Raw genomic sequence first — 22038 nt, forward strand, 5'->3', positions numbered from 1 at the left:
GCGATCGCTTTTCTGAGGCCTTGTGCGTGAGTAGTTATGAGGATAACAGGATTTTAACAATCTCTCTGATTGAAGTAGCGATGATGAGCCTCTGAGAAGCAGGCGATCGCATTTGGGATTTGGGAGTGCGATCGCCTAAATTGTTAACATGAGTTCGATAAATCAGAATCAATCGGGCGAATACTCAGTTCCTACCACTTTGCCATCCTTAAAATAAACAGTCACCCATTCCGCATTGTAACGACCATCGCTTAGGTCAAGAATGTAATGTAGATTCTGGTCAGGTATAGCTACAAAGCCTTTTTCAGCAGGGTCACGATTTTCCAGCACGCTATTATGTCCATAACGTAGTTCCCATTCCGGTTGGCGAAATTTTCCCCCTTTTGGAAAACGCTGGTTAAATAAGCTTTGAACCTCCGGAATTGTCATACCATTTTTAATATCGAGATAAAACTTTGTGAAGGGTTTTACAGGAGTGAGAGTCAAAAAGTGCAGAACTAATAGACTAATATTAAACCCGAGGAAAAGCCACAATTGTTGTTGACGCCGAGATTGTAAGTATACTGGCAACAGTAAGATTAGGGCTAACACAGCCATCAATAAGTAAAACTGCCAGAACAAGGAAGCAGCTAATTTATAATCGAGGAAGAGTCCAAAAATAAATAAGGCTATTAAGAAAGCAACCTCGACAAAGAGTTCTATCCCTTTAGCGTGACGTTTAATATATTTCATTCCACTGTATCTTGTGTTTTCTTTTGAGGTAAGAATACTTCAGTATAAAGCGATCGCACTTGGGAATTGAGAAGTGCGATCGCTGCTTAATTAGCAATACAATAATCAGCTTGTTGAAACGTTGCGAGTTAAAATTTTCATCACTTTTCCTGGTTCAGCAGCCGCTAACAGTGGACTCCAGTCGTTAATCTCAGCAAAACCCAGTCTATAAAGTGTGTGAATAGTATTAGTAACAGTCTGACGCGAACCGATGACGAGGACACTCACAGGTTCTCTGTCTGAGTCTGGTTGTATAGAAGGTAGAGTGCTTTTGTTCATTATATTTGACCTAAAAGTTTATGTTCGGAACTACGAACATAATTAGTTTAACATTTTGTTCGTAGCTCCGAACATTTACTTGTTTATAAGCCTCTGACAAAATCGGAGGTATGGGAAAAGCAGGAAAAGCCCTCAAACGGGTACTAGAAATTTATGGCATTACTCAAAATCGATTGGCTGTAGTGATGGGAGTCAATCGTTCTAGTGTTTTTGGCTGGGTAAATGAAATTGCAGATCCACCAGGTGATACGGTAGTAAAAATTCGCAAGGCTCTTCAAGAAATTGAGCCTGCTGCATCTGAGGAGTTTGTCAGGCTGTTCTGGGAAGATTCAGAAGAGGAATAATTTTAGTTGAATGGATTATTGCTGAAAATTGAAGCGATGTCTAGCAACAAGAAGCTTTACGTCTACGCACTTTTTGGGGTAAGGGTGCGATCGCTACATAAGTAGAAGGTGTGTTAAAGCTATATTTCTTGAGCAAGTATTGATTTTTCTCATCCCTTTTCCTAATCACAATTATTTATATAAAATACAATCAGCTATATGTTTAGTAGAAATCCGTTGATCTAACCTAATTAAATACTATGCGACAAATAACTATAAACTCTCATGTTGGACAAGATGGAATATTACATTTAGATATTCCTGTGGATGTCACTAATGCTGATTTAACTATTACTGTAATTTTACAATCCGTTAGTGATTCTCAGCCGGAAAATCAATCTAAAGGAAAAGGTTGGCCTGCTAATTTTTTTGAAGAAACTTCAGGATGTTTGAAAGAGACTCCTTTAGTCATAGATTCTGAAGGCGTTTTTGATGATTTAGAAGAATTTAAATTGTCATAAGATATTTACTAGATACAAATGTATGTATTAAATATCTCAATGAAGACTCGATTATTCGCCGGAAACTAGAAAATACGGATTTAGAAGATATTGCGGTTTGTTCAATTGTAAAACTAGAGTTGTTTTATGGAGCGATGAGAAGTGATAATCCTGACCTAGTATGGACAAACGTAAAACTATTTTTAAAAGTATTTATTTCTTTACCTTTAGATGATATTTCAGCTTTAAATGCAGGTAGGATTCGCGCTCAATTAACTAATGCTGGTACTCCTATTGGCTATAATGATTTATTAATTGCTTCTATTGCACTGTCTCATGACTTAATTTTAGTGACTCATAATACTAAAGAATTTGCCAGAGTTGAAGGGTTAAAAATAGAAGATTGGGAAATTGAATAATATAGTTGAAAGCGATCGCATTCCTCAATTCCTAAATGCGATCGCACAAATTGACCTCTCTCCTAACTCTTGTCCGAAGTCTGGAGCTACATTTCTCCCTCTTCAGTATGAAAGAAAGAGTTGATGTGTCATATAAGAGGTTTCAACTAGATTCATCTCATTTTATTTAAGCAAAATTACTAATGTTGTTCTTAATAGCTCTGTATAAAATTATTCTTAAATCTAATCAATGAGTTAATCATTTATGGATGAAGTAGTTAGAAAGGTTGCAGCTTTGGGTTTACCTGGAGTTTTACTTGTAGTAACAATGGCAGCTACAGGGCTTGCAGGAGGTGCTGCAATAACAACAGCTTTAGCAGCATTGGGCGGGCCTTTTGGGATGATTGGTGGTATAGCAGCTCTCGGAATAGTAGGATTAGTAGCAGATGCTATAGGTAAATATGGTATTGATGGTCTTTTAATAGGAATATATACAGAGCGTAGGAGAAATGAGCCTAAAGCCAAATTGTGTGATGAAATTGACAATTTACCTATTTCTAGTGATTTGAAGCGTAAGCTTAAGGATGCTCTCGGTTGCAATGATACTAATTGTGTATAGTTATTATTAAATTTTGAATTGCAAGCTTAATAAGATAGATGGAAAATTGAAGCTCGCATGGGTGGGCTTTTTTAATCAATCTCTAGGCTTTAGTCTGCGGACATCTAATCACAATTATGACTACCTTGTTGCCGTAAGCATACCTAAATTATCTCAAGGAAATTTCTTATAACGGAATGTTGCATCTTCCATCTTCAAAAGATTAATATCTTCTTGACTTCATCTAAAGGTACAGAAGGATTGTCTTTTTCTTCTTTTTTAGCTTCGCGTAAATCTCTCAAATCTTCTAAATCTTCTAATAATTCTTGAATTTGCAAAAATTCTTCGTATGGCAAAACAGCAAATTCCTTCTGACCATTTTTTGAGATAAATTCTGGATGTAATTCAATCATTTTGAGCCTATCCTTTTACTCATAAGCCTTACTGCGATGTTTCACCCTATAAATCATTATAGTTTGTTCTTCAATTTCAAACAAAACTCGATAATCACCAACTCGTAATCGGTATTCTGGAGTAAAGTTAGTTAAGTGTTTAACATCGCCTTGCAAATTATCTTGCATCGCTTCGATTTTAGAAATTATCCGTTCTTTAATATCGGTGGAAAGTTGCGCTAAATCTTTAATAGCTTTGGGTTTAAATTCTATTTGATACTGCACATAATTTAACCTTTTGACTTAAATTAATGTAAAAAAACTTATTTCGTCATCAAACTTAGCTTTTTAAGCGATCGCAAACTCAGTCAATTTACGAGTTTCTGGATCGTGAAAAGCTAAAACAATATCCTCTTTCGGTACACCTTCCCTTAATAACTCAGTAGCGATTCCTTCCTCAGTCCAATCTTCCTCAATATAAATCTTCTGATTCTTAATGCGAACATAAACCGAAATTGCCTTGACTCTTTTATCATTTTTCCAGCCAATATTAAACCAAAGATATTGGCTTCTTTGATCGTCAAACATTAATACCTCATCTATATCTGGATCGGGTACTTGTGATGAAATTCTGTCATACTCGGTGAGGATTTGTTTGATTAAATTTTGATAATGGGTTAGTTTATCCATTGAATAATCTCCTCTTGCTGTAAATCAATAATTAATAGTAATACTTGATACTTATCTACAATAAACTTGATGGCGACTTGTTGAAAGAAATCCTCGTAAATTTTTTGACCTATAGCTAAATATAATTTCTGTTCAGGATGGTCAATAGTAAGTAAAGCTTTATAAATGAGATACTGTCCTAATGCAGTTTCAAAATCGCGCATAGGAGAACGACTGAGAAAACTTTTAATTTCAATAACAATTTTTTGTCCTTGTCTAGTCGCTGCAATGGTTTTTTCACCTGCAAGATCCGCAAACAGCTTAACTTCTGCATATTTAATTGGATAAGGATCGGCTGTAATTATCCACCCATTTTTAATTAAGGCATTTTTGACTGCATCATGGTAGAGATCTTTTGCTGGCATTGTCACCCTGCTAATAACAGTCAGGTGGGTATTACACCCACCCTGATAAAACTATACCAATAAAGCCTGCTGCTCCTTAGTAATTACTCGCCCTTCATCCTCAAAACCGGCGATTTGATCGAAGTTCAAATAACGATACAAATTGTCAGCGAAAGGATTAATTTTCTTCGCCACAATATCAAGATATTCCTGCACTGTGGGAATGCGTCCTAACAATGCACAAACTGCGGCTAATTCGGCGGAACCTAAATACACTCTTGCTCCTTTACCCATGCGATTATTAAAATTGCGGGTAGAGGTAGAAAATACAGTTGTGCCATCAGCAACTCGCGCCTGATTACCCATGCACAAACTGCATCCTGGCATTTCTGTCCTAGCACCTGCTGCACCAAAAACGCTATATACACCTTCTTCTTTGAGTTGGTATTCATCCATGCGGGTTGGGGGTGCTATCCACAGGCGTGTTTTTACTTCACCTGCGCCTTCTAAAACTTTCGCAGTTGCGCGATAATGGCCGATATTTGTCATACAAGAACCAACGAATACTTCTTGCACCGGATCGTTAGCAACTTCTGATAATAATTTCACATTATCAGGGTCATTGGGAGCAGCAACAATTGGTTCTTTGATTTCGTTCAAATCAATTTCAATTATTTCGGCATACTCTGCATCTGCGTCAGCTTCAAGTAATACGGGATTGGCTAACCATTCTTCCATTTTGGCGATGCGGCGGAGGATAGTACGCTCATCGTGGTAGCCTCTGGCTATCATATTTTTTAACAGCGTGATGTTAGAACGCAGATATTCGGCAATTGTTTCTGTACTCAGTTTAATTGTGCAACCTGCACAAGAACGTTCTGCTGATGCATCTGTTAATTCAAAGGCTTGTTCAACTTTTAAATCGGGCAAGCCTTCCATTTCTAAAATCCGCCCAGAGAAGATGTTTTTCTTGTTCTCTTTCTCTACTGTTAGCAATCCTTTTTGAATGGCGACGTAGGGAATGGCGTTAACAATATCTCTGAGGGTAATACCTGGTTGCAATTCTCCTTTGAATCTTACCAAAACTGACTCTGGCATATCCAAAGGCATGACACCCAAAGCTGCGGCAAAGGCTACTAACCCAGAACCTGCGGGGAAGGAAATACCTAAGGGGAAGCGGGTGTGAGAGTCGCCGCCAGTTCCTACGGTGTCGGGTAGCAGCATCCGGTTTAGCCAAGAGTGGATGATACCATCACCAGGGCGTAGGGCAACGCCGCCACGTTGGGCGAAAAAGTCGGGAAGTTCGTGGTGAGTTTTGATATCGACTGGTTTGGGATAAGCTGCGGTATGACAGAAACTCTGCATCACCAAATCTGCACTAAAACCGAGACAGGCGAGTTCTTTTAACTCGTCGCGGGTCATGGGGCCTGTGGTATCTTGAGAACCAACGGTAGTCATGATGGGTTCGCAAGATGTACCAGGACGGACACCGGGTAAACCGCAAGCTTTCCCTACCATTTTCTGGGCGAGGGTGTAGCCTTTACCTGTATCTTCAGGTGCTTGGGGACGGATAAATAAGGTGCTGGGTTCTAAACCTAGTGCTTGGCGGGTTTTGTCGGTGAGGGTACGTCCTATTAATAAAGGAATGCGTCCACCTGCACGGACTTCATCGAGAATGGTATCAGGTTTGAGGGTGAAGGTGGAAATGACTTCGTCGGCTTCGTTAGCGATTTCGCCTTTGTAGGGATGGATGGTAATCACGTCACCTGTTTCTAACTGGGTGACATCACACTGAATCGGCAAAGCACCGGCATCTTCAGCTGTATTAAAGAAAATAGGCGCGATCGCACCACCTAAAATATACCCCCCTGCGCGCTTGTTGGGCACAAAGGGAATATCATTGCCCATGTGCCACAATACCGAGTTGATAGCAGATTTACGGGATGAACCTGTACCCACTACATCCCCAACGTAAGCAACGGGATGTCCTTTTTTCTTTAATTCGGCAATGGTTTTTAAGCTTCCCGGTTGCCGTGACTCTAGCATTGCTAAGGCGTGTAAGGGAATATCCGGGCGAGTAGTGGCGTGGGTGGCGGGGGATAAGTCATCGGTGTTGGTTTCCCCAGGAACTTTGAAAACTGTAACGGTAATTGCTTTGGGGAGTTGGGGACGAACGGTAAACCATTCAGCTTCCGCCCAAGAATCTATCACGCGCTTGGCGTAGGGATTGGTTTTTGATAGTTCCAAAACATCATGGAAAGCATCATACACCAACAGGATTTTGCTGAGGGCGTTGGCGGCATAAGCGGCAATGGGTTCTTTTCCTTGTCCCCCCATCACCAAGGGGGTTTCGGAAGACTCTGAGACAGAGGTGGTAGGAGTTTGCAGCAATTCAATTAAAGATTGCACGTTGTAGCCGCCTACCATCGTTCCCAGTAATTCTACTGCTTGGATGGGTGAAATTAAGGGGCTTTTTGTTTCACCTTTGGCAATGGCTGTGAGAAACCCTGCTTTGACGTAAGCTGCGGCATCAACTCCAGGGGGTACGCGATCGCGCAATAAATGCAATAATGTATCTTCTTCCCCCTTGGGCGGATTCTTCAGTAATTCGCACAGTTCTGAAGTTTGTTTTGCATCTAACGGTAAGGGGGGAATTCCTAATTCGGCTCTTTCGACAACGTGTTGACGATATGATTCCAACATTCTAGACTCCAAATATTAGCCACAGATGGTTTTAGTGTTTATAATCACTGCCTATATTTCAGGAGAATTTTAGCTTACAAGTCTTTATCGACAGTATCAACTGCTAATAAGTCTCCCTACTTGAAGTTTTTGGTCTGGCTAGGACTTATAATTATCACTGTATAGCTACTTTTGCCAATAAATCTATTTGAAAATAATTCTTGGGTTGGCATTTCTCGACTTGGTTGTGTGTCTATTCATCAGATAAAATATTTCCTTTGTTAGTTAAGTTACACTCCTATTTGTATATGTCCAAAACATACACCGTTGAAGTTATCCATCAAGGCAAGAGTCACACTTTACAAGTCCCTGAAAATGAAACTATCTTAGCAGTTGCCGACCGAGCTGGTTTAGAATTACCTAGTTCTTGTCATGCAGGTGTTTGTACAACTTGTGCAGGTAAAATTATCTCCGGATCTGTCGATCAAACTGATGGTATGGGCGTTAGTCCAGATTTACAAAAACAAGGTTACGTGTTGCTTTGTGTCGCTAGACCTCTGTCTGATATAAAAGTGGAAACAGAAAAAGAAGATACACTTTATCAACTGCAATTTGGCAAAGACTAATTAAAGGATGAAGTATCAAGGCTAAAGGATGAAATTTCTCTTTTAATACTTCATCCTTTATGCTGTTATCAGCTATTCTAGAAAGCACTAATAACGAGGATAGGCGAGAATGACAACTCATTTTATTACCGCAGAAATCGACCTTCAAGAAACTCCCACAGAGTTAGAGCAAGCAATTACCGCAGAATTACAAAAACAGGGTGAACCTTTACGTTGGGCAATTACCTCTGTGGATACAGAACAGCAAAAGGCTACTGTGGAAGCTGTTGTCACTACAACAAGTGCAGAGTAATTAGTAATGAGTTCTGAGTAGTTAAAAATGAAACAAAAGTTAAGCTACTAATGACTAATCTGACTACTCAGCACTCTGGAATTGGTATGCAACGTCCATATACTGCTATTTTAATTGTACCAACTGGTGTAGGGGCAGCAATCGGAGGTTATGCTGGGGATGCTTTACCAGTAGCCAGAGTTATATCACAGGTGTGCGATCGCCTCATCACTCATCCCAATGTCCTCAATGGCGCAAGTTTGTACTGGAATCTACTTAATACTTTCTATGTTGAAGGTTACGGACTTGACAAATTTGCCGCTGGATGCTGGGGATTGCGTCCGGTGCATAGTAATAAAATAGGTTTGCTTTTAGACCAGGGCATAGAGCCGGAATTGCGGCTGCGACACCTACAAGTAGCGGATGCAGCCAGGGCCACCCTTGGGTTAACTTTGACAGATTATGTAATTACAGATACGCCATTAAATATAGAATTACGCACTTCGCCATCGGGAATTAGTTGGGGAACAATTGGGAATCCCGATAGTTTATTAAGAGCAGCAGAAGTATTAATTAAACAAGCTGGCGCAGATGCGATCGCAGTGGTTGCACGTTTCCCCGATGATATGGAAGAAGAAGCTGTAGAAAACTACCGCCAAGGTAAAGGCGTAGATCCCCTAGCAGGTGCAGAAGCGGTAATTAGCCATTTAATCGTGCGTACCTTTAAAATTCCTTGCGCCCATTCTCCAGCTTTAGCCTCAGCACCCCCAAATCCTAATTTATCTCCCCGTTCTGCCGCAGAAGAATTAGGTTATACTTTTTTACCGTGCGTACTTGTCGGTTTAAGTCGCGCACCGCAATTTATCATAGAGAAAGGAACAGTCCAATATCTACCAGAAGATATCTGGGCAGAGCAAATCGATGCTGCAATAATACCAGCAACTGCTTGTGGTAGTAGTGCAATTCTGAGCTTAAATCAGAAGCGATGCCAAATTATCACTGTGGAGGAAAATCAAACTCAAATCCAAGTTCCTCCTCAACCTTTAGGGATTAAGCCCATACAGGTAAACTCATATTTAGAAGCAGTAGGTGTTTTAGCAGCACACAAAGCAGGTGTGAATCCATCTGTTCTACGTCCGCAAATAAATTCGTTGCAGCAACTTAAATAATTAGTCAAGAGTCAAAAGTCAAAAGTCAAGCATTTCATTTCCCCCTGCTTCTTTGTCCCCTTCCCTCCTCTAAACACCCGTGGTAGAACAACAAAAACAAGAACCAGAAATTCCATACTTAACACGCATCCAAGTACTGGGGGCGATGGGAGCGACTGCTATCATTTTGTGGATAGTCGCGAAATTATGGTTGCGCTTCGGTAATTTTTCTCTATTTGCTTGGAACTGGGATGGAAATGATTTGCTAGTGGGGATAGGGTTAGGATTAATTATTACTGTTTTGAGTGGTTTAACTTATCGCTTTGTGCCACCTTACCGTAAAAGTGCAGATTATTATTTAGATTTGGTACTCAAGCCTTTAGTTTTACCAGACATAATTTGGCTAGGTTTACTACCGGGGTTAAGTGAAGAATTATTATTCCGTGGTGTAATGCTACCAGCCTTAGGAGCCGATCATGTAGCTGTAATTGTATCCAGTCTTTGCTTTGGCGTTTTACACCTGAGTGGTTCGGAACAATGGCCTTACGTGCTGTGGGCGACTATTGTCGGGCTAATATTAGGGTATGGCGCTCTGATTACTGGCAATTTATTAGTGCCAATTATTGCTCATATTATTACGAATTTAATTTCTAGCTATTTATGGAAGTTACGGCGAGTATAAGGGACTTCCAAATTAAAAAATCATCAACGTTTGGGAAGTAGGGACATAAGTTCTTATTCAGGACTTTAGTCCTAAATTTTCAAGCACTAAAATCCTAACTACAAACTACTCAAGTTCTGCAATTAAATTGAGAATTTCTCGGTAATATTGAATGTTACCTTCTTTGTAATACAGGTTAGCGGATTCTTGGAAATCAGCAATTGCTCTTTCGTAATCTCCGAGATTGCGGTAAACATCAGCGCGTACTAGGTATGCTTCTGTCCAATGCGGTTGGAGTTGTAAGGCTTGGTTTAAGTCTTTGAGGGCTTCTTCTAATTCACCTAACCAAGAACGGCTACGGCCTCGATTGAACCAGTCTTCAGCAAAACTAGGCTCGATCGCTATTGCTTGATTATAATCCTCTAGCGCCCCTTGATAGTCTTCTATGGCATAGCGAGCGTTACCGCGATCGCTATAAAATGCGGCGGAGTTGGGATTTAGCTGTAATGCTTGGGTATAGTCTGCGATCGCACCTTCGTAATCTTCTAAGGCATAGCGCAGAGAACCTCGGTTGTAATAAGCTTCTACTAATTCGGGATTGATTTGTAACGCTTGGTTGTAATCGGCAATTGCTCCTTGTTCGTCGCCCATTTGGCGGCGGACGTTGCCTCGGTTGCAGTAGGCTTGAGAAAAGTTAGGTGCAATTTCTATGGCATGAGTGTTATCGGTAATGGCTCCGTGGTAATCTTGCAAGGCTTCCCGAACAATACCTCGACCATAGTAAGCTTCGGCTAAATTGGCATTAAACATCAATGCCCAATCGTAATCTTTAATTGCCCCTTGGTAATCACCTAAACTCCGACGAGCCGCCGCGCGATCGCAATATCCCTCAGCCATCAAGGGATTGAGTTGCAGGAGTTTTGTACTATCTTTAATTGCTTCTTGATAATCTCCCATGCGGCGTCGCACATTGGCTCTTAAGCCGTATACTAAATCTAGAGTGGGATTTTCTTGCAATGCGCGGTTATAGTCGGCAATTGCCCCTTGATAATCTCCCAAAGCACTGCTTACTAAACCTCTTTCGTAATATGCTTGCACATCATCAGGATTTAAGGCGATCGCTTGATTAAAGTCTGTCATTGCTTGCTGATACTCTTCTAGGTGAGCATAGACCAAACCGCGATTATAATAAGCTCCGGCAAAATGGGGATTTAATTCTAAGGCTCTGTTGTAATCTTCAATGGCGCGTTGATAGTCTGTCAGAGCATAACGCGCATTTCCCCGGTTATGATAAGCTTCCGCCAAATTGACATCTAGCTGTAATGCTTGGTCGTGATCGGCAACAGCTTGGATATATTCTCCCAAAATATAATAAACATTGCCGCGATTAGTGTAGGCGGCGGCGAAATTTGGGTTTAACTGCAAAGCTTGGTTGAAATCCGCGATCGCTCCTTGATTATCGCCGCGATCGCAACGTGCTACACCGCGGTTATGGTAAGCATTGGCAATATCAACATTAATATAAGTAGATAAGTGTGGATTAATTTTAATTGCATTGTGGAAATTTAGCAGCGCTGTTTCATAGTCGCCTAGGGCAAAATAGGCTTTACCCCGACTATGGTAAGATTCAGCTAAATTGGGATTAATTTGTACAGCCTGGTTATGATCGGCGATCGCTCCTTCATAATCTTCTAATAAGAAACGCACGTTACCCCGATTGCAGTAGGCTTCCGCAAAATCAGGGTTAATTTCTACAGCCCGATCGAAATCTGCGATCGCACCGTGGTAATCTTTAAGTTCGCTGCTAACGATCGTCCCTCGGTTATAGTAGGCTTCGGCAAAATCCGGCTTAAGTTGTATTGCTTGAGTATAAGCGGCGATCGCTCCTTGATAGTCTCCTTGAAAGTTTTTGTTTAATCCCTGAGTTAAAAAATCTTCGGCATTCATAAATATTTAAAATAGAAAGTAAATCTTGCAATCAGCCTGAACGCTGGGAAGTCACATGCCAGTTGCACGCAGCATGTCTCTTCTTATCTAGAATGCAAGATGTGAATAAAGGCTCATTATAGACGACAGAAACTCTTCTACCAAGGTTGTACTTTTATCATTTCCGATGTCATTAAGGATGGGGGGTGACACCCATTTTTCGAGCCTGTGAAGACGATTGTCGGACGCAAAGCTGTGACACCTGCTGAGGGTGTATATATGATAATATCCTGATGCTGTCAGGACTTTAGAGGTAGATATTTTCAGTAAAGCGTGTTCTTTAGCGCAAAATTCTCCTAATTCGCGCATTATTGCGCTGATATGATTCATTTTCTGCATAATTTGCCAAAGTAGTCATGAGCCAGCAACAACGGACTGTTTTGATTGTTGATGATAGCCCAGAAGACCGCGAGCTGTATCTGCGATATTTACGGGAAGATCGGGAGTATGACTATCACTTTGTCCAAGCAGAATTGGGGCATTTAGGCTTAGATTTATGGCAGCAACACCAGCCAGATATTGTATTGGTGGATTATTTCTTACCCGACTTAGATGGGAGAGAATTTCTGAGCCAACTGCAACTCAAGACAGGCCAGTTGTTCTTACCTGTAATTGTAGTCACAGGGCAGGGAAATGAAGCGATCGCAGTTCAAGCAATTAAAGCTGGTGCCCAAGATTACTTAGTCCAAGGGAGCATCACTGCGGATGGATTGCGAGTAGCAGTGAATGCAGCTATTGAGAATATGCAGTTACGCAATCAACTGCAACAAGCATTACAGCAGGTACAAGATGAACTAGCAGAGCGCAAACGAACTGAGAAAATTTTACAAGACAATCAACAAAGCCTGCGATTAGCTCTAGAAGCTGCTCGCATGGGCACTTGGGACTGGAATATTCTCACCAATCAAATTCAATGGTCTAGCAACTTAGAAGCTTTGTTTGGGTTTGCACCGGGAGAGTTTGATGGTACTTATGCAACGTTTATTTCTAGAATACACCCAGACGATCGCGATCGCGTTCTTGAGTCTATCAATGCTGCCATTACTACAGGTGCAGACTACAAAATTGAATTTCGAGTGCTTTATGCCAATGGTGATGTTCGTTGGGCACTCAGTCAAGGTAAAGTGTTTTACGACCAAACAGGGCAACCTGTACGCATGGCAGGTGTAGATTTAGACATTACCGAACGCAAGCACGTAGAAGAGCAACTCAGACTACAAGCTCAAGTTCTCGCCCAAACCCATGATAGTGTTATCTCCACCGATCTCAATGGCTACATCACAAGTTGGAATCAAGGCGCTGAGAGAGTTTTTGGTTACTCTGCTCAAGAAGCAATCGGTAAGCATATTCAGCTAATTTATCCACAACCAGAAATGCTCAGTGTTCTGGAAAATCAGGTAATTGCGCCCCTGAAAGCCAAAGGTAAGCATGAAGTAGAAGTAACTGTGCAGCGCAAATCTGGCGAACTCATAACTGTCCTACTCTCACTCTCCTTACTACGCGATCGCGATCTCTGTCCTGTGGGCATGATTGGCTTCTCAATGGATATCACAGCTCGCAAACACGCTGAAGCAGCTTTGCAAGACAACGAACAACTGCTACGACTGGCGTTGTCGGGTGCTCATGCTGGCTCTTGGGATTGGGAAATTCACACAGGTAAAATTATCTGGTCGCCAGAAAATTATGATTTATATGGGTTTGACCCCAGTAAAAGTCAAATTCAATATGCAGATTGGTACAATGCTCTGCACCCAGACGATCGCGCAGGTGCTGATGCCGAAGTCAAGCGGGTTATAGAGCAACGTCTGCCAGAATTTAACTGCGAATTCCGCATCGTTCACCCACAAAGGGGTATTTGCTGGTTACTAGCCTTAGGGCGCATCACTTTTGACGATCGCGGCCAACCTGTGCGAATGAGTGGTATTAACTTAGATATTAGCGATCGCAAACGCGCCGAAGAAGAATTACGCCAAAGTGAAGAATTTAACCAACGGATGCTGGCTAGCAGTAGCGACTGTATCAAAGTCCTAGACTTAGATGGCAGACTCTTATACATAAATCCAGGCGGTATCTGTCTTTTAGAAATCGACGATCTCACACCTCTGCTTAACAGTGAATGGCGCTGTTTTTGGCAAGACGACGCTAGACAAATGGCTGAGGAGGCGATCGCCGCAGCTAAAGTAGGGGAATTGGGCAGATTTCAAGGCTATTGTCCCACTGCCAAAGGGACGCCAAAATGGTGGGATGTGGTGCTGACCCCCATACGCAACTCCGCAGGGCAAGTAGTACAACTGTTATGTATTTCCCGCGATATTACTGACTACAAAAACGCTGAGGAAGCTATTCGCCAAAGTGAAGCCCGTTACCGCTACCTCGCAGAAGCAATCCCTCACCTCGTCTGGACTTGTAATGCTGATGGTGAATGTGACTATGTGAATAAGAACCTATGTGAATATACTGGATTGACATTTGCACAAGCCTTGGGATTTGGTTGGCTGTCCGCAGTGCATCCAGACGATCGGCAATTATCTCAAGAATTGTGGGAAGATGCTATCCAAAATCGCACTTTCTATAAACATGAATACCGCTTCCGACGCAACAGTGATGGTAGCTATCGTTGGCATTTAATTTTAGGCTTACCACTGAAAGATGAACAAGGACGGATAGTGAAATGGTTCGGTACTTGTACTGACATTGACGATCAAAAGCAATTGGAAATAGAACGCGATCGCATTTTGCAATTAGAACAAGTTGCCCGTAATGAAGCGGAAAAAGCGAACCGGATTAAAGATGAGTTTTTGGCGATTCTCTCCCATGAGTTACGTTCGCCCCTCAACCCGATTTTGGGTTGGACAAAGTTGCTGCAAAGTCGCAAGCTAGATGACAGTAAAACCGCTGAAGCTTTGGCCACAATTGAACGTAACGCCAACCTCCAAACCCAACTCATTGATGACCTGTTGGATATTGCTCGGATTCTGCGTGGTAAACTCAGCTTAAATGCTGACCCGGTGAATTTAGCATTTGTGATTGAAGCTGCCATAGATACAGTGAGAACCGCCGCAGTCGCCAAATCGATTTTGATTCATCCAGTGCTACCGAATATTGGGCAAGTATCCGGCGATGCCGTTCGGCTTCAGCAGATAGTTTGGAATTTGCTTTCCAACGCCATCAAGTTTACCCCTAGTGGCGGACAGATAGACATCTGGCTAGAAAGAGTAGGCAAAGAAGCACAGATTACCGTTGCTGACACAGGTAAAGGTATTAATCGAGAATTTCTCCCCCATATCTTTGAATCTTTCCGCCAAGAAGATGTTTCTGTCACGCGCAAATATGGTGGACTAGGGTTAGGGTTAGCGATCGTGCGTCACTTAATCGAAGCGCATGGGGGAACAGTCACCGCAGACAGTCCGGGGGAAGGACAGGGAGCCACCTTTACAGTTAGATTACCTTTATTGCACGTAGAACCAGAGAGCGATCGGGTTGAGGAACTGTCCGCAGATGCATTCAATCTCGCAGGAATTAAAATATTAACCATTGATGATGAACCAGACAGCCGCGATTTAATCGAATTCTTGTTGGCTGAGTACGATGCAGAAGTCATGACAGTTGCATCCAGCGCAGAATTTTTGACAGCCGTAGAATTATTTCAGCCAGATATTTTGGTAAGTGACATCGGTATGCCAGAAGTAGATGGTTATACTTTACTGAAACAGGTGCGTTCCCTCCCAGAAGAACGCGGAGGTAAAATTCCGGCGATCGCCCTGACAGCTTATGCTGGTGAAATTAATCAGCAACAAGCTTTAGAAGCAGGATTTCAGCGACATTTATCTAAGCCGATTGACCCAGATTTATTAATTTTGGCTATCATCCAACTGCTTCGGACTCAGGACTAAGAGACTTCCAATTAAAAAAATATCCCATCGCTGCGTAGGCAGGGAGCAGGTGAGTCCACTTGCCGTCTACAGCCCTTCGGGCATCCTTCGGCGGGCGGTTCCCGTCACGTAGACGCAAAGCGGCTTCCCACAGGGTTGGCAAAGTGGCGTTAGCGCAGCGTAAAGCCTTCGGCATAGCTTCGCTTAGAGCGACGAAGGAGCGTCACCCGAAGGGGAGCAGGGAGAGAAAGGCAAATATTACCTTAGTAAATTAGATAATTTATTTTCTAGAAGTCTCTAAAGTCTTAGTGCAAGATTTTTTGTTTATTTGCATGAACCAATAATTGCCAATCTGAAGAAATATCAACCACGGTATCTCCCATATTTCTGAGATGAGTCAACATTAACTCATCTCGTTGCTGCCAAATTGCAAAGATTTTTTGCCTACCATCATCAAGGGTTTCTAGATCGATTTGATACGCTTCATTTACTCTCTTCAGCTTTAATCCCAATAAACTTAACAGTCGGCTGAGTATTTTAATTGCGGAAATATTTTCGGTTTCGCTTCCTACGTTAATACCCAACACTCTTTTAATATGTTTGCTATTTTGCACAGCCAAATTTTTCATTAAGATTAAATCTGGCTCGTTCTCCATAAATTCTCGTCCTACTTCCAGAAAGTCTACCATTCCCAAGGCTCGCATCGCCTCAACTTTCAAGGTGTAGGTCTTTAAATCGGGAAGAAAAACTTGACCATCACCCCAATATAATTGCTGATTCCACTCCTGGCGATCGCGAATGTGAAAATACTCGCTTTCGTGGGTTAAATAATAATGAGTTAATAGTTGCCCATAATAGCCTTTATCATCTTGTAATTTCAGCAGGGGCGTAACTGCTATACCATACCTTTGTCTGAGAATATATTTCTGGGTAGCGTTACGTTCATCCTGAGTCAGGGAATGTTTGGCTAATAATTGTTCGTATTCCACATAATCAATATCTCTAGCATTAGCTACAGCAGCGGCCGATCCTAATTGATTCTGCTGCTTAATTTCTTTAATTTTACGTTTAATCTCTTTAGCTTTTTGGCGTTTTTCTGCCCACTCTTTTTGGACTTTGACAATTTCTAAGATTAATCTGCGGCGGTTAGCTAAATCTTGCGGATCGGTTGCTAAAAATGCTAGGCGTAAATCTCGAATAATATTATTATGTACTGCATTGCTTCTTGCCCATATCTGATGACCATCGGCAATTAAACCTTCTTGTAAAGATTGGCGATAAAGACGAATAGAAGCATTTACCCTAGCAGATAACTTTGCCCAGGTGCGTAAATGGATGGGGTCAAAAACTAATGGTAAATCTACATCTATTTTATGTAGGGGACTGAGCAAAGCTAAATTATCTTTTTGATTTTCCTGATACCAATAAGAAAGCAAGCGATAATTAGTGCTACCACTACCAATTAAACCAATACCTCGCTTCGCACACCAAACAACACGTGGTACATCATCTCGTACTCTTGCTAATGCTTGTCGTGCTTCCGAATCAGGAATTACACCTTGAAAAATGCCATAAACCCTATCGAAATGTTGAACATCAATACTAATTCCTGTACCAATACTCGGAGTAACAAATACTGTGTCATACTCCGGAATCTTTTGATTAATTGCGGCTACAAAATCAACTGCTGCGTGTCCAGGCGTATTCGTCGTTTGGCTGCTCACAACTAGAGTTTTTGGAAATTGTCGGCGTAATTTTTCTAAACGTTCTTTGAGATACCTTTCAATAGTTTCACAGCTGTAACGCCCAGTTCGACTATCGGTAGTAACATAACATTTACGTCCGGCAATTAAATCCAATTCCAATTGATGAATTAACGGCGTTGGGTTAGGAGAATCAAAGAAAGTTACATCCCATCCTCGCTGGGGTTGCCATTGATTTAAAACTATCCAAGGTGTTAATTTAATTCCCGCTAGTCCCTGTAAATATTCTAGGGATACATCAGATAAATCGGCATCTTGAGCAATAACTAATCCTCCAGTTGTCAAAACTGTAGCAATAAGCTGTTGGAAGATTTTTAAAATTTTAACGCGCTTTTGTTTACAAGTATTACTATTAAGTAGATGCCATAAAGATTGCTCTACTTCATCTAAAATAACTATCGAACCTTGCCAATCTTCTGGATTTAGCTTCCAGATCGAGTCAACACATAAACCGAATGATTTGGGCATGGGGCATTGATGAAGATTTTCTTCATGCGAACCGTTGTTGATTCCCCAGTTGATGCCAATTTTTTCACATAAAAATCTTCCTAGTTGAATTCTATGGGTAATTAACAAAACTGGTTGATTTCTAGTTTTAGCTCGATTGACAACAGCTTTTAATCCGGTAGTTTTACCCGTGCCTTTTGCTGATTTTACTCCTACTAATCCAGAGGTAGGAAAAGGTATTTCACCTAAATAAGGAGAATTAACAGTGAGTGTAGCCGGAATAGTTAACTCTGTATGGGGTTTGGTTTGAGCTAAGTAAACTTCTAAATCAACACTTTGACGATAAACTTTCTCGAAACTACCTGCACCCTTAGCAACGATAAATTCATCAACGCCTTTTTCCATTCCCGGAAGTTCAATAACTTTTACCGGACAGTCTTTTTCTTGGAATAAAAAACCCAGTTGGGAAATAGCGTTATTAACTGCGGCGATGGTTTTGGGTTTAGTTTCAAAATCAAAACAAATATAAAAGGTGCGTTTTTTAATAGTAAAAATGCCTAAGTCAGGAATTAGCTGGCGACGAGTCACTTTACCAAAGTCATCTTTAACTACTCGATAACCGCTAGTAATTCCAGGAATAGCGATCGCAGCGTATCCTTGTGTTAATAGTGTCGCTGCTTTCTTTGCACCCTCGCAAACAATTATAGGTATGTTCTGTTCCAGCACCCATTGCCAAAACCCTACAGCTTCGCCATTGGAACCAGTACTGATATTGTTGGGTATGGAGAGATTGTAACGCTGGGCGACTTGCTGCCAAACAGATAGGGGAACCCGCAGACAAAAAACACGCGTTGGTGTGCTGGGGGGATGTTCGTACTTGATAGCCTTACCATTCTGATTCATCCGGGGTTGATTTGGCTTAAAGCATCCCCATTCCATCGTTTGCCAATCATTTAGCGGATCTAGTCCCGAACACCACCAACCGCCTTCTGTAATATGGGCGTAACGCTGCAACCAGGCATTCTTCACCATTCCGGTATTGGTGCGGGGAAGTAACTCAGAAATCAACAGGTATTCATAGGCGTTGATTCCTTGGAGGGATAAAAAATTGAGCTTCGCAATGTGTAAATTTATGCCACTGCTCTTGACTAATTCCTCAAGGTGTTGGGGGTGTAAATAGTGCAGATGCATAAGGCAAAGCTCTAAGCGAGGACGATGGATTTAAAACTTACCATGCATCTGCCGATTTTTTATCATAGTTTTCTTGAGGGTTTAAGGATACTTTTTTTACTCAGTGGCGGGAGACACATCGGTAAAAGATAAAGTAGGTGATTTTCTCTTTTGTCTTGGTTCAGTAATAAGTTTGTATTGTAATAATTGTTCGCGATTAATTTTTAATTATCCGTAGAATCCTAGATTAAGGAATGCAACTACATTCGGACAGAACAATGAAACCAGACTGTTGTCAAGATGTAGGAAACCGCAGCAGTTTGGCACGATAATCGGTTTTTAAGCTAAAAGTAACAAAAGTTACTGAAAATATATAGAAAGTGATATTGTTAATTGTCAGGCAATGAGATGATTCCCCGGCGATCGCTATATTGCCATTCAATTGCAGTTTCATCTGCTTTCCAAGTAATTGCTGCACTAGCGCTGCGGCGACACTTAGCTGTACCAATGCGAAAGCTACCCACTCGCTGCATTACCAGAAAGCGATTGAGATAAACCTCATGCTTACAGATTATCCCCTGACGCTCAATGGTGATTGAGCGCTGTCCGCTAGGAGAAACGTATTCTCTCATCAGATCGGGGCCAATGAATCCAGCGAAGATTCCTAGCCAAAAACCCATTAGGTAAAACGGCAAAAACAGCAAAGCAGGAAAGTGCAGTAAATAAATCAGGCTTTGCCAGGTTTTGGACAAAGATGTAGCTGGCAATTTCTTGAGCGCCAACCAAGAAATTATCAATGTCAGCAACCCGAAGCAAGGAAGAGCCAGTATACTCCAGAAGCCGCGCAGAGTGTAGGTAGCTTCAGCAGGTAGCAGTCTCAGCAGCAGCCAAAAGGCCAGGTTTAATATTAGTGAGAACATCCACAGGCTGAAGCGAAATGATTGAGTCCGATCGCGTTTTGAGTGTATCAAGTTCAGCTCATAATTCCAAAATAAAACTATCCCGTCGGTGAAAGTCAGCCTCAGCACCTCGATGATTTAATGCCCAATAAGTTACTTCAACATCTGTTTGTTTAATGACGGTGGTAATTGCAACTTCCAAGGCTTGCTCTTGCAGGATAATTTTATCCAAATCGACATCTAGAGTCAGTTCTAAACTATCTGCTTGTTGCTGAATAATAAACGGGAGTGTGGAGAAAGCTGCTTCCTCTTGCATTCCTTGACGATAACCATCAAAGCGGTAAACATTCCAATCTCCGGCGGGGGAAAGGTTGAATTCCCAATAACGTTGAGAATTCTTGATACCAAGGAAAAACTCGAAGCAAGTCTCTTGCCAAAGTTCGTGTTTCCTTGATGGTGTTGCTGATGGAGAAGCAAGCGCTATTTTTTCAATATCGCCAAACAGCGTATATTGAATAGTCAGTTTATTGACATTTCGGGCAATATTACCTGCAATTTTGATCTTCAGCAGTTGCCCAGTTGCAGGAAAAGGTTGCAGGGAAAATGACTGATTGTTCATTTTACATCCTGAATAATGGCGCGAATTGCACTTTCTTGAGACTCAATGCTTTTTGTTAGCGCAAACTGCACCAGCGCCCGATAAAGATTGTGTTCTGGGTGCTTGACTTTGAAATAGACATTGCCTGCTAAATGATCTGCAAAAAATCTCAGTCCCAACTCAAAGGCAATCAAACGGATGGCATCATACATATATGCATAGTCATTCTCGGTAAGAAAGGCTTTAGCTACTGAGAGATAGCCTTGCAATATGCCTTGACAAATATCAGTATCAAAACCAACACTTTCCCAATCTTCTGTTTCTTCCCCAACCGGGTTGCAACCAGAGCGCAAACAGTCGCCAATGTCGTAATGTACTAAACCTGGCTTCACAGTATCCAGGTCTATAACACTGACAGCTTGATGGGTTATAGCGTCAAATAATACGTTATTGATTTTAGGATCGCCATGCATCAAACGCAGAGGTAACTTACCTGTAGCTTTAGCATCTTCGAGGATAGATGCAAAGATTTGGCGATCGCTCACAAACTGCAAGCAATAATTTACTTCAGGAGTCTTTTGTACAGAAGTTTTCGCCAGAACTTCGTTGTAATTTTGGAGATAGCGCGGTGTAATGTGGAATCCTTCTAAGGTATCAGCGAGTTTTTCTGGTGGTAAATCGCCGATCAAATTGTGGAACATCCCCAAAGCATAGCCGACTTCGCCTGCTTGCGAGCGATCGCGTATCGTGTCAAAAGACTGCGAACCTTCAATAAAGCTAATCGCCCGCCAGAAGGCACCATCTGCATCTATCCAGTGGTCTTGTGCGTCCTTGGTAAAAAGTACGCGAGGAATTTCCCAACGGCGATTGAGTGGGTTTTGTTGTAGCCGTTTGCGAGCGTGCCCTGTAAAAGTACACATATTCTGCATGATCGAGTGCGGCTGACGAAACACTTGTGTATTAATACGTTGCAGAATAAAATGCTGTTCTTGCGAACTATCCAGCGTTACTAGAAAAGTGTCATTAATATTACCGCTGCCAAATGCTTGAATACTCTTTACTTTGCCCTGAAATGTAAATTGTTCAGCAATAGCAGTGAGATTGTTTGTGCTTTGGGTTTTGATATTTTCTATCGTATTCATAATTTAACCTGCCCTACTCCCCACGTAACGTCCCAAAAGGAATTAGGGGATATCGTAGCTTAAGTTGCCTGTTTGGTCTGTGTATAAGTGTTGCAGTTTTTGCGATCGCCTAGGATAGCCGCTTTGTAAATCGCGTAACATCTCTGTAGTGAAGGATTTTTGAACGCGTCAGCCATTTAAAATCAAGTTATACAGCGTATGCGGATCGATGTCAGCCAAAAACAGATTTGATAAAAAACAGTAAGGGTAGTAAGCGATCGCACACAAACCTTTTAGTTATTTGAGCGTTGGATATATGAAATTAAATGACGGTTATGAGATCTTACTTAAAATGATTGAAGTAGATCGAGATAGAATCACCTTCATAGCTCTATAATATTAATCTTAATTATTTTAGTATTCCTACCTGTTAGTAGCAAAACTTCAGCTTTGAACAAAT

24 protein-coding genes are annotated in these 22038 nt (G+C 41.6%); 10 read left to right on the forward strand and 14 right to left on the reverse strand.

Going from position 1 to position 22038, the window contains the following annotated elements; translation table 11 throughout:
- Nucleotides 1-34: 34 nt before the first annotated feature.
- The 3 genes from AACU33_RS23535 to AACU33_RS23545 form a co-directional block, all read right to left on the reverse strand.
- Complete coding sequence (locus AACU33_RS23535) at nucleotides 35-172, reverse strand: hypothetical protein (protein WP_339376240.1); 138 nt, start codon at nucleotides 170-172, stop codon at nucleotides 35-37.
- A complete protein-coding gene (locus AACU33_RS23540) occupies nucleotides 169-732 on the reverse strand; it encodes a hypothetical protein (RefSeq protein WP_096591067.1) in 564 nt (187 codons plus the stop codon). The genes AACU33_RS23535 and AACU33_RS23540 overlap by 4 nt, the downstream gene beginning before the upstream one ends.
- 105 nt (nucleotides 733-837) lie before the next feature.
- The gene (locus AACU33_RS23545; protein WP_096591069.1) at nucleotides 838-1050 is read right to left on the reverse strand and encodes a hypothetical protein; all 213 of its coding nucleotides are present in this window, start codon (nucleotides 1048-1050) and stop codon (nucleotides 838-840) included.
- Between the two features lie 110 nt (nucleotides 1051-1160).
- Here AACU33_RS23545 and AACU33_RS23550 point away from each other — a divergent pair, with 110 nt between their 5' ends.
- Entirely contained in the window at nucleotides 1161-1394 is a 234-nt protein-coding gene (locus tag AACU33_RS23550; RefSeq protein ID WP_096591071.1) for a helix-turn-helix domain-containing protein, read from the forward strand.
- Nucleotides 1395-1434: 40 nt separating this feature from the next.
- Here AACU33_RS23550 and AACU33_RS23555 read toward each other — a convergent pair whose 3' ends face one another.
- Nucleotides 1435-1563, reverse strand: a complete 129-nt coding sequence (locus AACU33_RS23555) for a hypothetical protein (protein WP_339376241.1) — start codon at nucleotides 1561-1563, stop codon at nucleotides 1435-1437.
- Between the two features lie 70 nt (nucleotides 1564-1633).
- Here AACU33_RS23555 and AACU33_RS23560 point away from each other — a divergent pair, with 70 nt between their 5' ends.
- From AACU33_RS23560 to AACU33_RS23575, 4 genes are all read left to right on the forward strand, one after another.
- On the forward strand, nucleotides 1634-1894 hold the full coding sequence (locus tag AACU33_RS23560; RefSeq protein ID WP_096591073.1) for a hypothetical protein: 261 nt from the start codon (nucleotides 1634-1636) through the stop codon (nucleotides 1892-1894).
- Entirely contained in the window at nucleotides 1891-2292 is a 402-nt protein-coding gene (locus AACU33_RS23565; RefSeq protein ID WP_096591075.1) for a PIN domain-containing protein, read from the forward strand. Before AACU33_RS23560 ends, AACU33_RS23565 begins: the two co-directional genes overlap by 4 nt.
- On the forward strand, nucleotides 2285-2416 hold the full coding sequence (locus tag AACU33_RS23570; RefSeq protein WP_339376242.1) for a hypothetical protein: 132 nt from the start codon (nucleotides 2285-2287) through the stop codon (nucleotides 2414-2416). Before AACU33_RS23565 ends, AACU33_RS23570 begins: the two co-directional genes overlap by 8 nt.
- Nucleotides 2417-2536: 120 nt before the next feature.
- Nucleotides 2537-2890 (forward strand): hypothetical protein, encoded by a 354-nt coding sequence (locus AACU33_RS23575; RefSeq protein ID WP_096591077.1) that lies wholly within the window; start codon nucleotides 2537-2539, stop codon nucleotides 2888-2890.
- Nucleotides 2891-3084: 194 nt separating this feature from the next.
- On the opposite strand, the gene AACU33_RS23580 is transcribed toward AACU33_RS23575, so the two are convergent.
- The 5 genes from AACU33_RS23580 to acnB all read right to left on the reverse strand — a co-directional run bounded on the left by AACU33_RS23580 (nucleotide 3085) and on the right by acnB (nucleotide 7037).
- Nucleotides 3085-3282, reverse strand: a complete 198-nt coding sequence (locus AACU33_RS23580) for a prevent-host-death family protein (RefSeq protein WP_096591079.1) — start codon at nucleotides 3280-3282, stop codon at nucleotides 3085-3087.
- A 15-nt stretch (nucleotides 3283-3297) separates the two neighbouring features.
- On the reverse strand, nucleotides 3298-3546 hold the full coding sequence (locus AACU33_RS23585; RefSeq protein ID WP_096591081.1) for a type II toxin-antitoxin system RelE family toxin: 249 nt from the start codon (nucleotides 3544-3546) through the stop codon (nucleotides 3298-3300).
- A gap of 63 nt (nucleotides 3547-3609) precedes the next feature.
- Nucleotides 3610-3951 carry a XisI protein gene (locus AACU33_RS23590; RefSeq protein ID WP_096591083.1) on the reverse strand — a complete coding sequence of 114 codons (342 nt, stop codon included), beginning with the start codon at nucleotides 3949-3951 and terminating at the stop codon, nucleotides 3610-3612.
- The gene (locus AACU33_RS23595; protein ID WP_096591085.1) at nucleotides 3939-4355 is read right to left on the reverse strand and encodes a XisH family protein; all 417 of its coding nucleotides are present in this window, start codon (nucleotides 4353-4355) and stop codon (nucleotides 3939-3941) included. The genes AACU33_RS23590 and AACU33_RS23595 overlap by 13 nt, the downstream gene beginning before the upstream one ends.
- 51 nt (nucleotides 4356-4406) lie before the next feature.
- Nucleotides 4407-7037 (reverse strand): bifunctional aconitate hydratase 2/2-methylisocitrate dehydratase, encoded by a 2631-nt coding sequence (gene acnB, locus AACU33_RS23600; protein WP_096591087.1) that lies wholly within the window; start codon nucleotides 7035-7037, stop codon nucleotides 4407-4409.
- A gap of 287 nt (nucleotides 7038-7324) precedes the next feature.
- On the opposite strand from acnB, the gene AACU33_RS23605 reads away from it, so the two are divergent.
- The 4 genes from AACU33_RS23605 to AACU33_RS23620 all read left to right on the forward strand — a co-directional run bounded on the left by AACU33_RS23605 (nucleotide 7325) and on the right by AACU33_RS23620 (nucleotide 9743).
- Nucleotides 7325-7642: a 2Fe-2S iron-sulfur cluster-binding protein gene (locus tag AACU33_RS23605; protein ID WP_096591089.1), complete on the forward strand. Its 318-nt coding sequence runs from the start codon at nucleotides 7325-7327 to the stop codon at nucleotides 7640-7642.
- A gap of 109 nt (nucleotides 7643-7751) precedes the next feature.
- Entirely contained in the window at nucleotides 7752-7934 is a 183-nt protein-coding gene (locus AACU33_RS23610; protein ID WP_096591091.1) for a hypothetical protein, read from the forward strand.
- 86 nt (nucleotides 7935-8020) lie between these two features.
- On the forward strand, nucleotides 8021-9082 hold the full coding sequence (locus tag AACU33_RS23615) for a DUF3326 domain-containing protein (protein ID WP_096595362.1): 1062 nt from the start codon (nucleotides 8021-8023) through the stop codon (nucleotides 9080-9082).
- A gap of 79 nt (nucleotides 9083-9161) precedes the next feature.
- Nucleotides 9162-9743 (forward strand): CPBP family intramembrane glutamic endopeptidase, encoded by a 582-nt coding sequence (locus tag AACU33_RS23620; RefSeq protein ID WP_096591093.1) that lies wholly within the window; start codon nucleotides 9162-9164, stop codon nucleotides 9741-9743.
- Between the two features lie 105 nt (nucleotides 9744-9848).
- On the opposite strand, the gene AACU33_RS23625 is transcribed toward AACU33_RS23620, so the two are convergent.
- A complete protein-coding gene (locus tag AACU33_RS23625) occupies nucleotides 9849-11669 on the reverse strand; it encodes a tetratricopeptide repeat protein (RefSeq protein WP_096591095.1) in 1821 nt (606 codons plus the stop codon).
- 395 nt (nucleotides 11670-12064) lie between these two features.
- Between AACU33_RS23625 and AACU33_RS23630 the strand changes: the two genes are divergently transcribed.
- On the forward strand, nucleotides 12065-15601 hold the full coding sequence (locus AACU33_RS23630; RefSeq protein ID WP_096591097.1) for a PAS domain-containing protein: 3537 nt from the start codon (nucleotides 12065-12067) through the stop codon (nucleotides 15599-15601).
- A 284-nt stretch (nucleotides 15602-15885) separates the two neighbouring features.
- Here the strand turns inward: AACU33_RS23630 and AACU33_RS23635 are convergent, their stop codons facing one another.
- The 4 genes from AACU33_RS23635 to AACU33_RS23650 form a co-directional block, all read right to left on the reverse strand.
- Nucleotides 15886-18981, reverse strand: a complete 3096-nt coding sequence (locus AACU33_RS23635) for a plasmid replication protein, CyRepA1 family (protein WP_096591099.1) — start codon at nucleotides 18979-18981, stop codon at nucleotides 15886-15888.
- A 368-nt stretch (nucleotides 18982-19349) separates the two neighbouring features.
- A complete protein-coding gene (locus AACU33_RS23640; protein WP_339376243.1) occupies nucleotides 19350-19931 on the reverse strand; it encodes a hypothetical protein in 582 nt (193 codons plus the stop codon).
- A gap of 7 nt (nucleotides 19932-19938) precedes the next feature.
- The gene (locus tag AACU33_RS23645; protein WP_096591103.1) at nucleotides 19939-20478 is read right to left on the reverse strand and encodes a DOMON-like domain-containing protein; all 540 of its coding nucleotides are present in this window, start codon (nucleotides 20476-20478) and stop codon (nucleotides 19939-19941) included.
- A complete protein-coding gene (locus AACU33_RS23650) occupies nucleotides 20475-21599 on the reverse strand; it encodes a phosphotransferase enzyme family protein (protein ID WP_096591105.1) in 1125 nt (374 codons plus the stop codon). The genes AACU33_RS23645 and AACU33_RS23650 overlap by 4 nt, the downstream gene beginning before the upstream one ends.
- Between the last annotated feature and the right edge of the window lie 439 nt (nucleotides 21600-22038).

Origin of the sequence: Calothrix sp. NIES-2098, assembly GCF_963875125.1 — a bacterium.
Taxonomy (GTDB): Bacteria; Cyanobacteriota; Cyanobacteriia; order Cyanobacteriales; family Nostocaceae; genus Aulosira.

What these genes read in the sequence shown, in the direction of transcription:
- AACU33_RS23610 (WP_096591091.1), top strand. Translation starts at nt 7,752, where the DNA reads ATGACAACTCATTTTATTACCGCAGAAATCGACCTTCAAGAAACTCCC.
- acnB (WP_096591087.1), bottom strand. Translation starts at nt 7,037, where the DNA reads ATGTTGGAATCATATCGTCAACACGTTGTCGAAAGAGCCGAATTAGGA.
- AACU33_RS23625 (WP_096591095.1), bottom strand. Translation starts at nt 11,669, where the DNA reads ATGAATGCCGAAGATTTTTTAACTCAGGGATTAAACAAAAACTTTCAA.
- AACU33_RS23635 (WP_096591099.1), bottom strand. Translation starts at nt 18,981, where the DNA reads ATGCATCTGCACTATTTACACCCCCAACACCTTGAGGAATTAGTCAAG.
- AACU33_RS23615 (WP_096595362.1), top strand. Translation starts at nt 8,021, where the DNA reads ATGCAACGTCCATATACTGCTATTTTAATTGTACCAACTGGTGTAGGG.
- AACU33_RS23645 (WP_096591103.1), bottom strand. Translation starts at nt 20,478, where the DNA reads ATGAACAATCAGTCATTTTCCCTGCAACCTTTTCCTGCAACTGGGCAA.
- AACU33_RS23560 (WP_096591073.1), top strand. Translation starts at nt 1,634, where the DNA reads ATGCGACAAATAACTATAAACTCTCATGTTGGACAAGATGGAATATTA.
- AACU33_RS23540 (WP_096591067.1), bottom strand. Translation starts at nt 732, where the DNA reads ATGAAATATATTAAACGTCACGCTAAAGGGATAGAACTCTTTGTCGAG.
- AACU33_RS23590 (WP_096591083.1), bottom strand. Translation starts at nt 3,951, where the DNA reads ATGGATAAACTAACCCATTATCAAAATTTAATCAAACAAATCCTCACC.
- AACU33_RS23545 (WP_096591069.1), bottom strand. Translation starts at nt 1,050, where the DNA reads ATGAACAAAAGCACTCTACCTTCTATACAACCAGACTCAGACAGAGAA.
- AACU33_RS23595 (WP_096591085.1), bottom strand. Translation starts at nt 4,355, where the DNA reads ATGCCAGCAAAAGATCTCTACCATGATGCAGTCAAAAATGCCTTAATT.
- AACU33_RS23550 (WP_096591071.1), top strand. Translation starts at nt 1,161, where the DNA reads ATGGGAAAAGCAGGAAAAGCCCTCAAACGGGTACTAGAAATTTATGGC.
- AACU33_RS23575 (WP_096591077.1), top strand. Translation starts at nt 2,537, where the DNA reads ATGGATGAAGTAGTTAGAAAGGTTGCAGCTTTGGGTTTACCTGGAGTT.
- AACU33_RS23650 (WP_096591105.1), bottom strand. Translation starts at nt 21,599, where the DNA reads ATGAATACGATAGAAAATATCAAAACCCAAAGCACAAACAATCTCACT.
- AACU33_RS23605 (WP_096591089.1), top strand. Translation starts at nt 7,325, where the DNA reads ATGTCCAAAACATACACCGTTGAAGTTATCCATCAAGGCAAGAGTCAC.
- AACU33_RS23630 (WP_096591097.1), top strand. Translation starts at nt 12,065, where the DNA reads ATGAGCCAGCAACAACGGACTGTTTTGATTGTTGATGATAGCCCAGAA.
- AACU33_RS23580 (WP_096591079.1), bottom strand. Translation starts at nt 3,282, where the DNA reads ATGATTGAATTACATCCAGAATTTATCTCAAAAAATGGTCAGAAGGAA.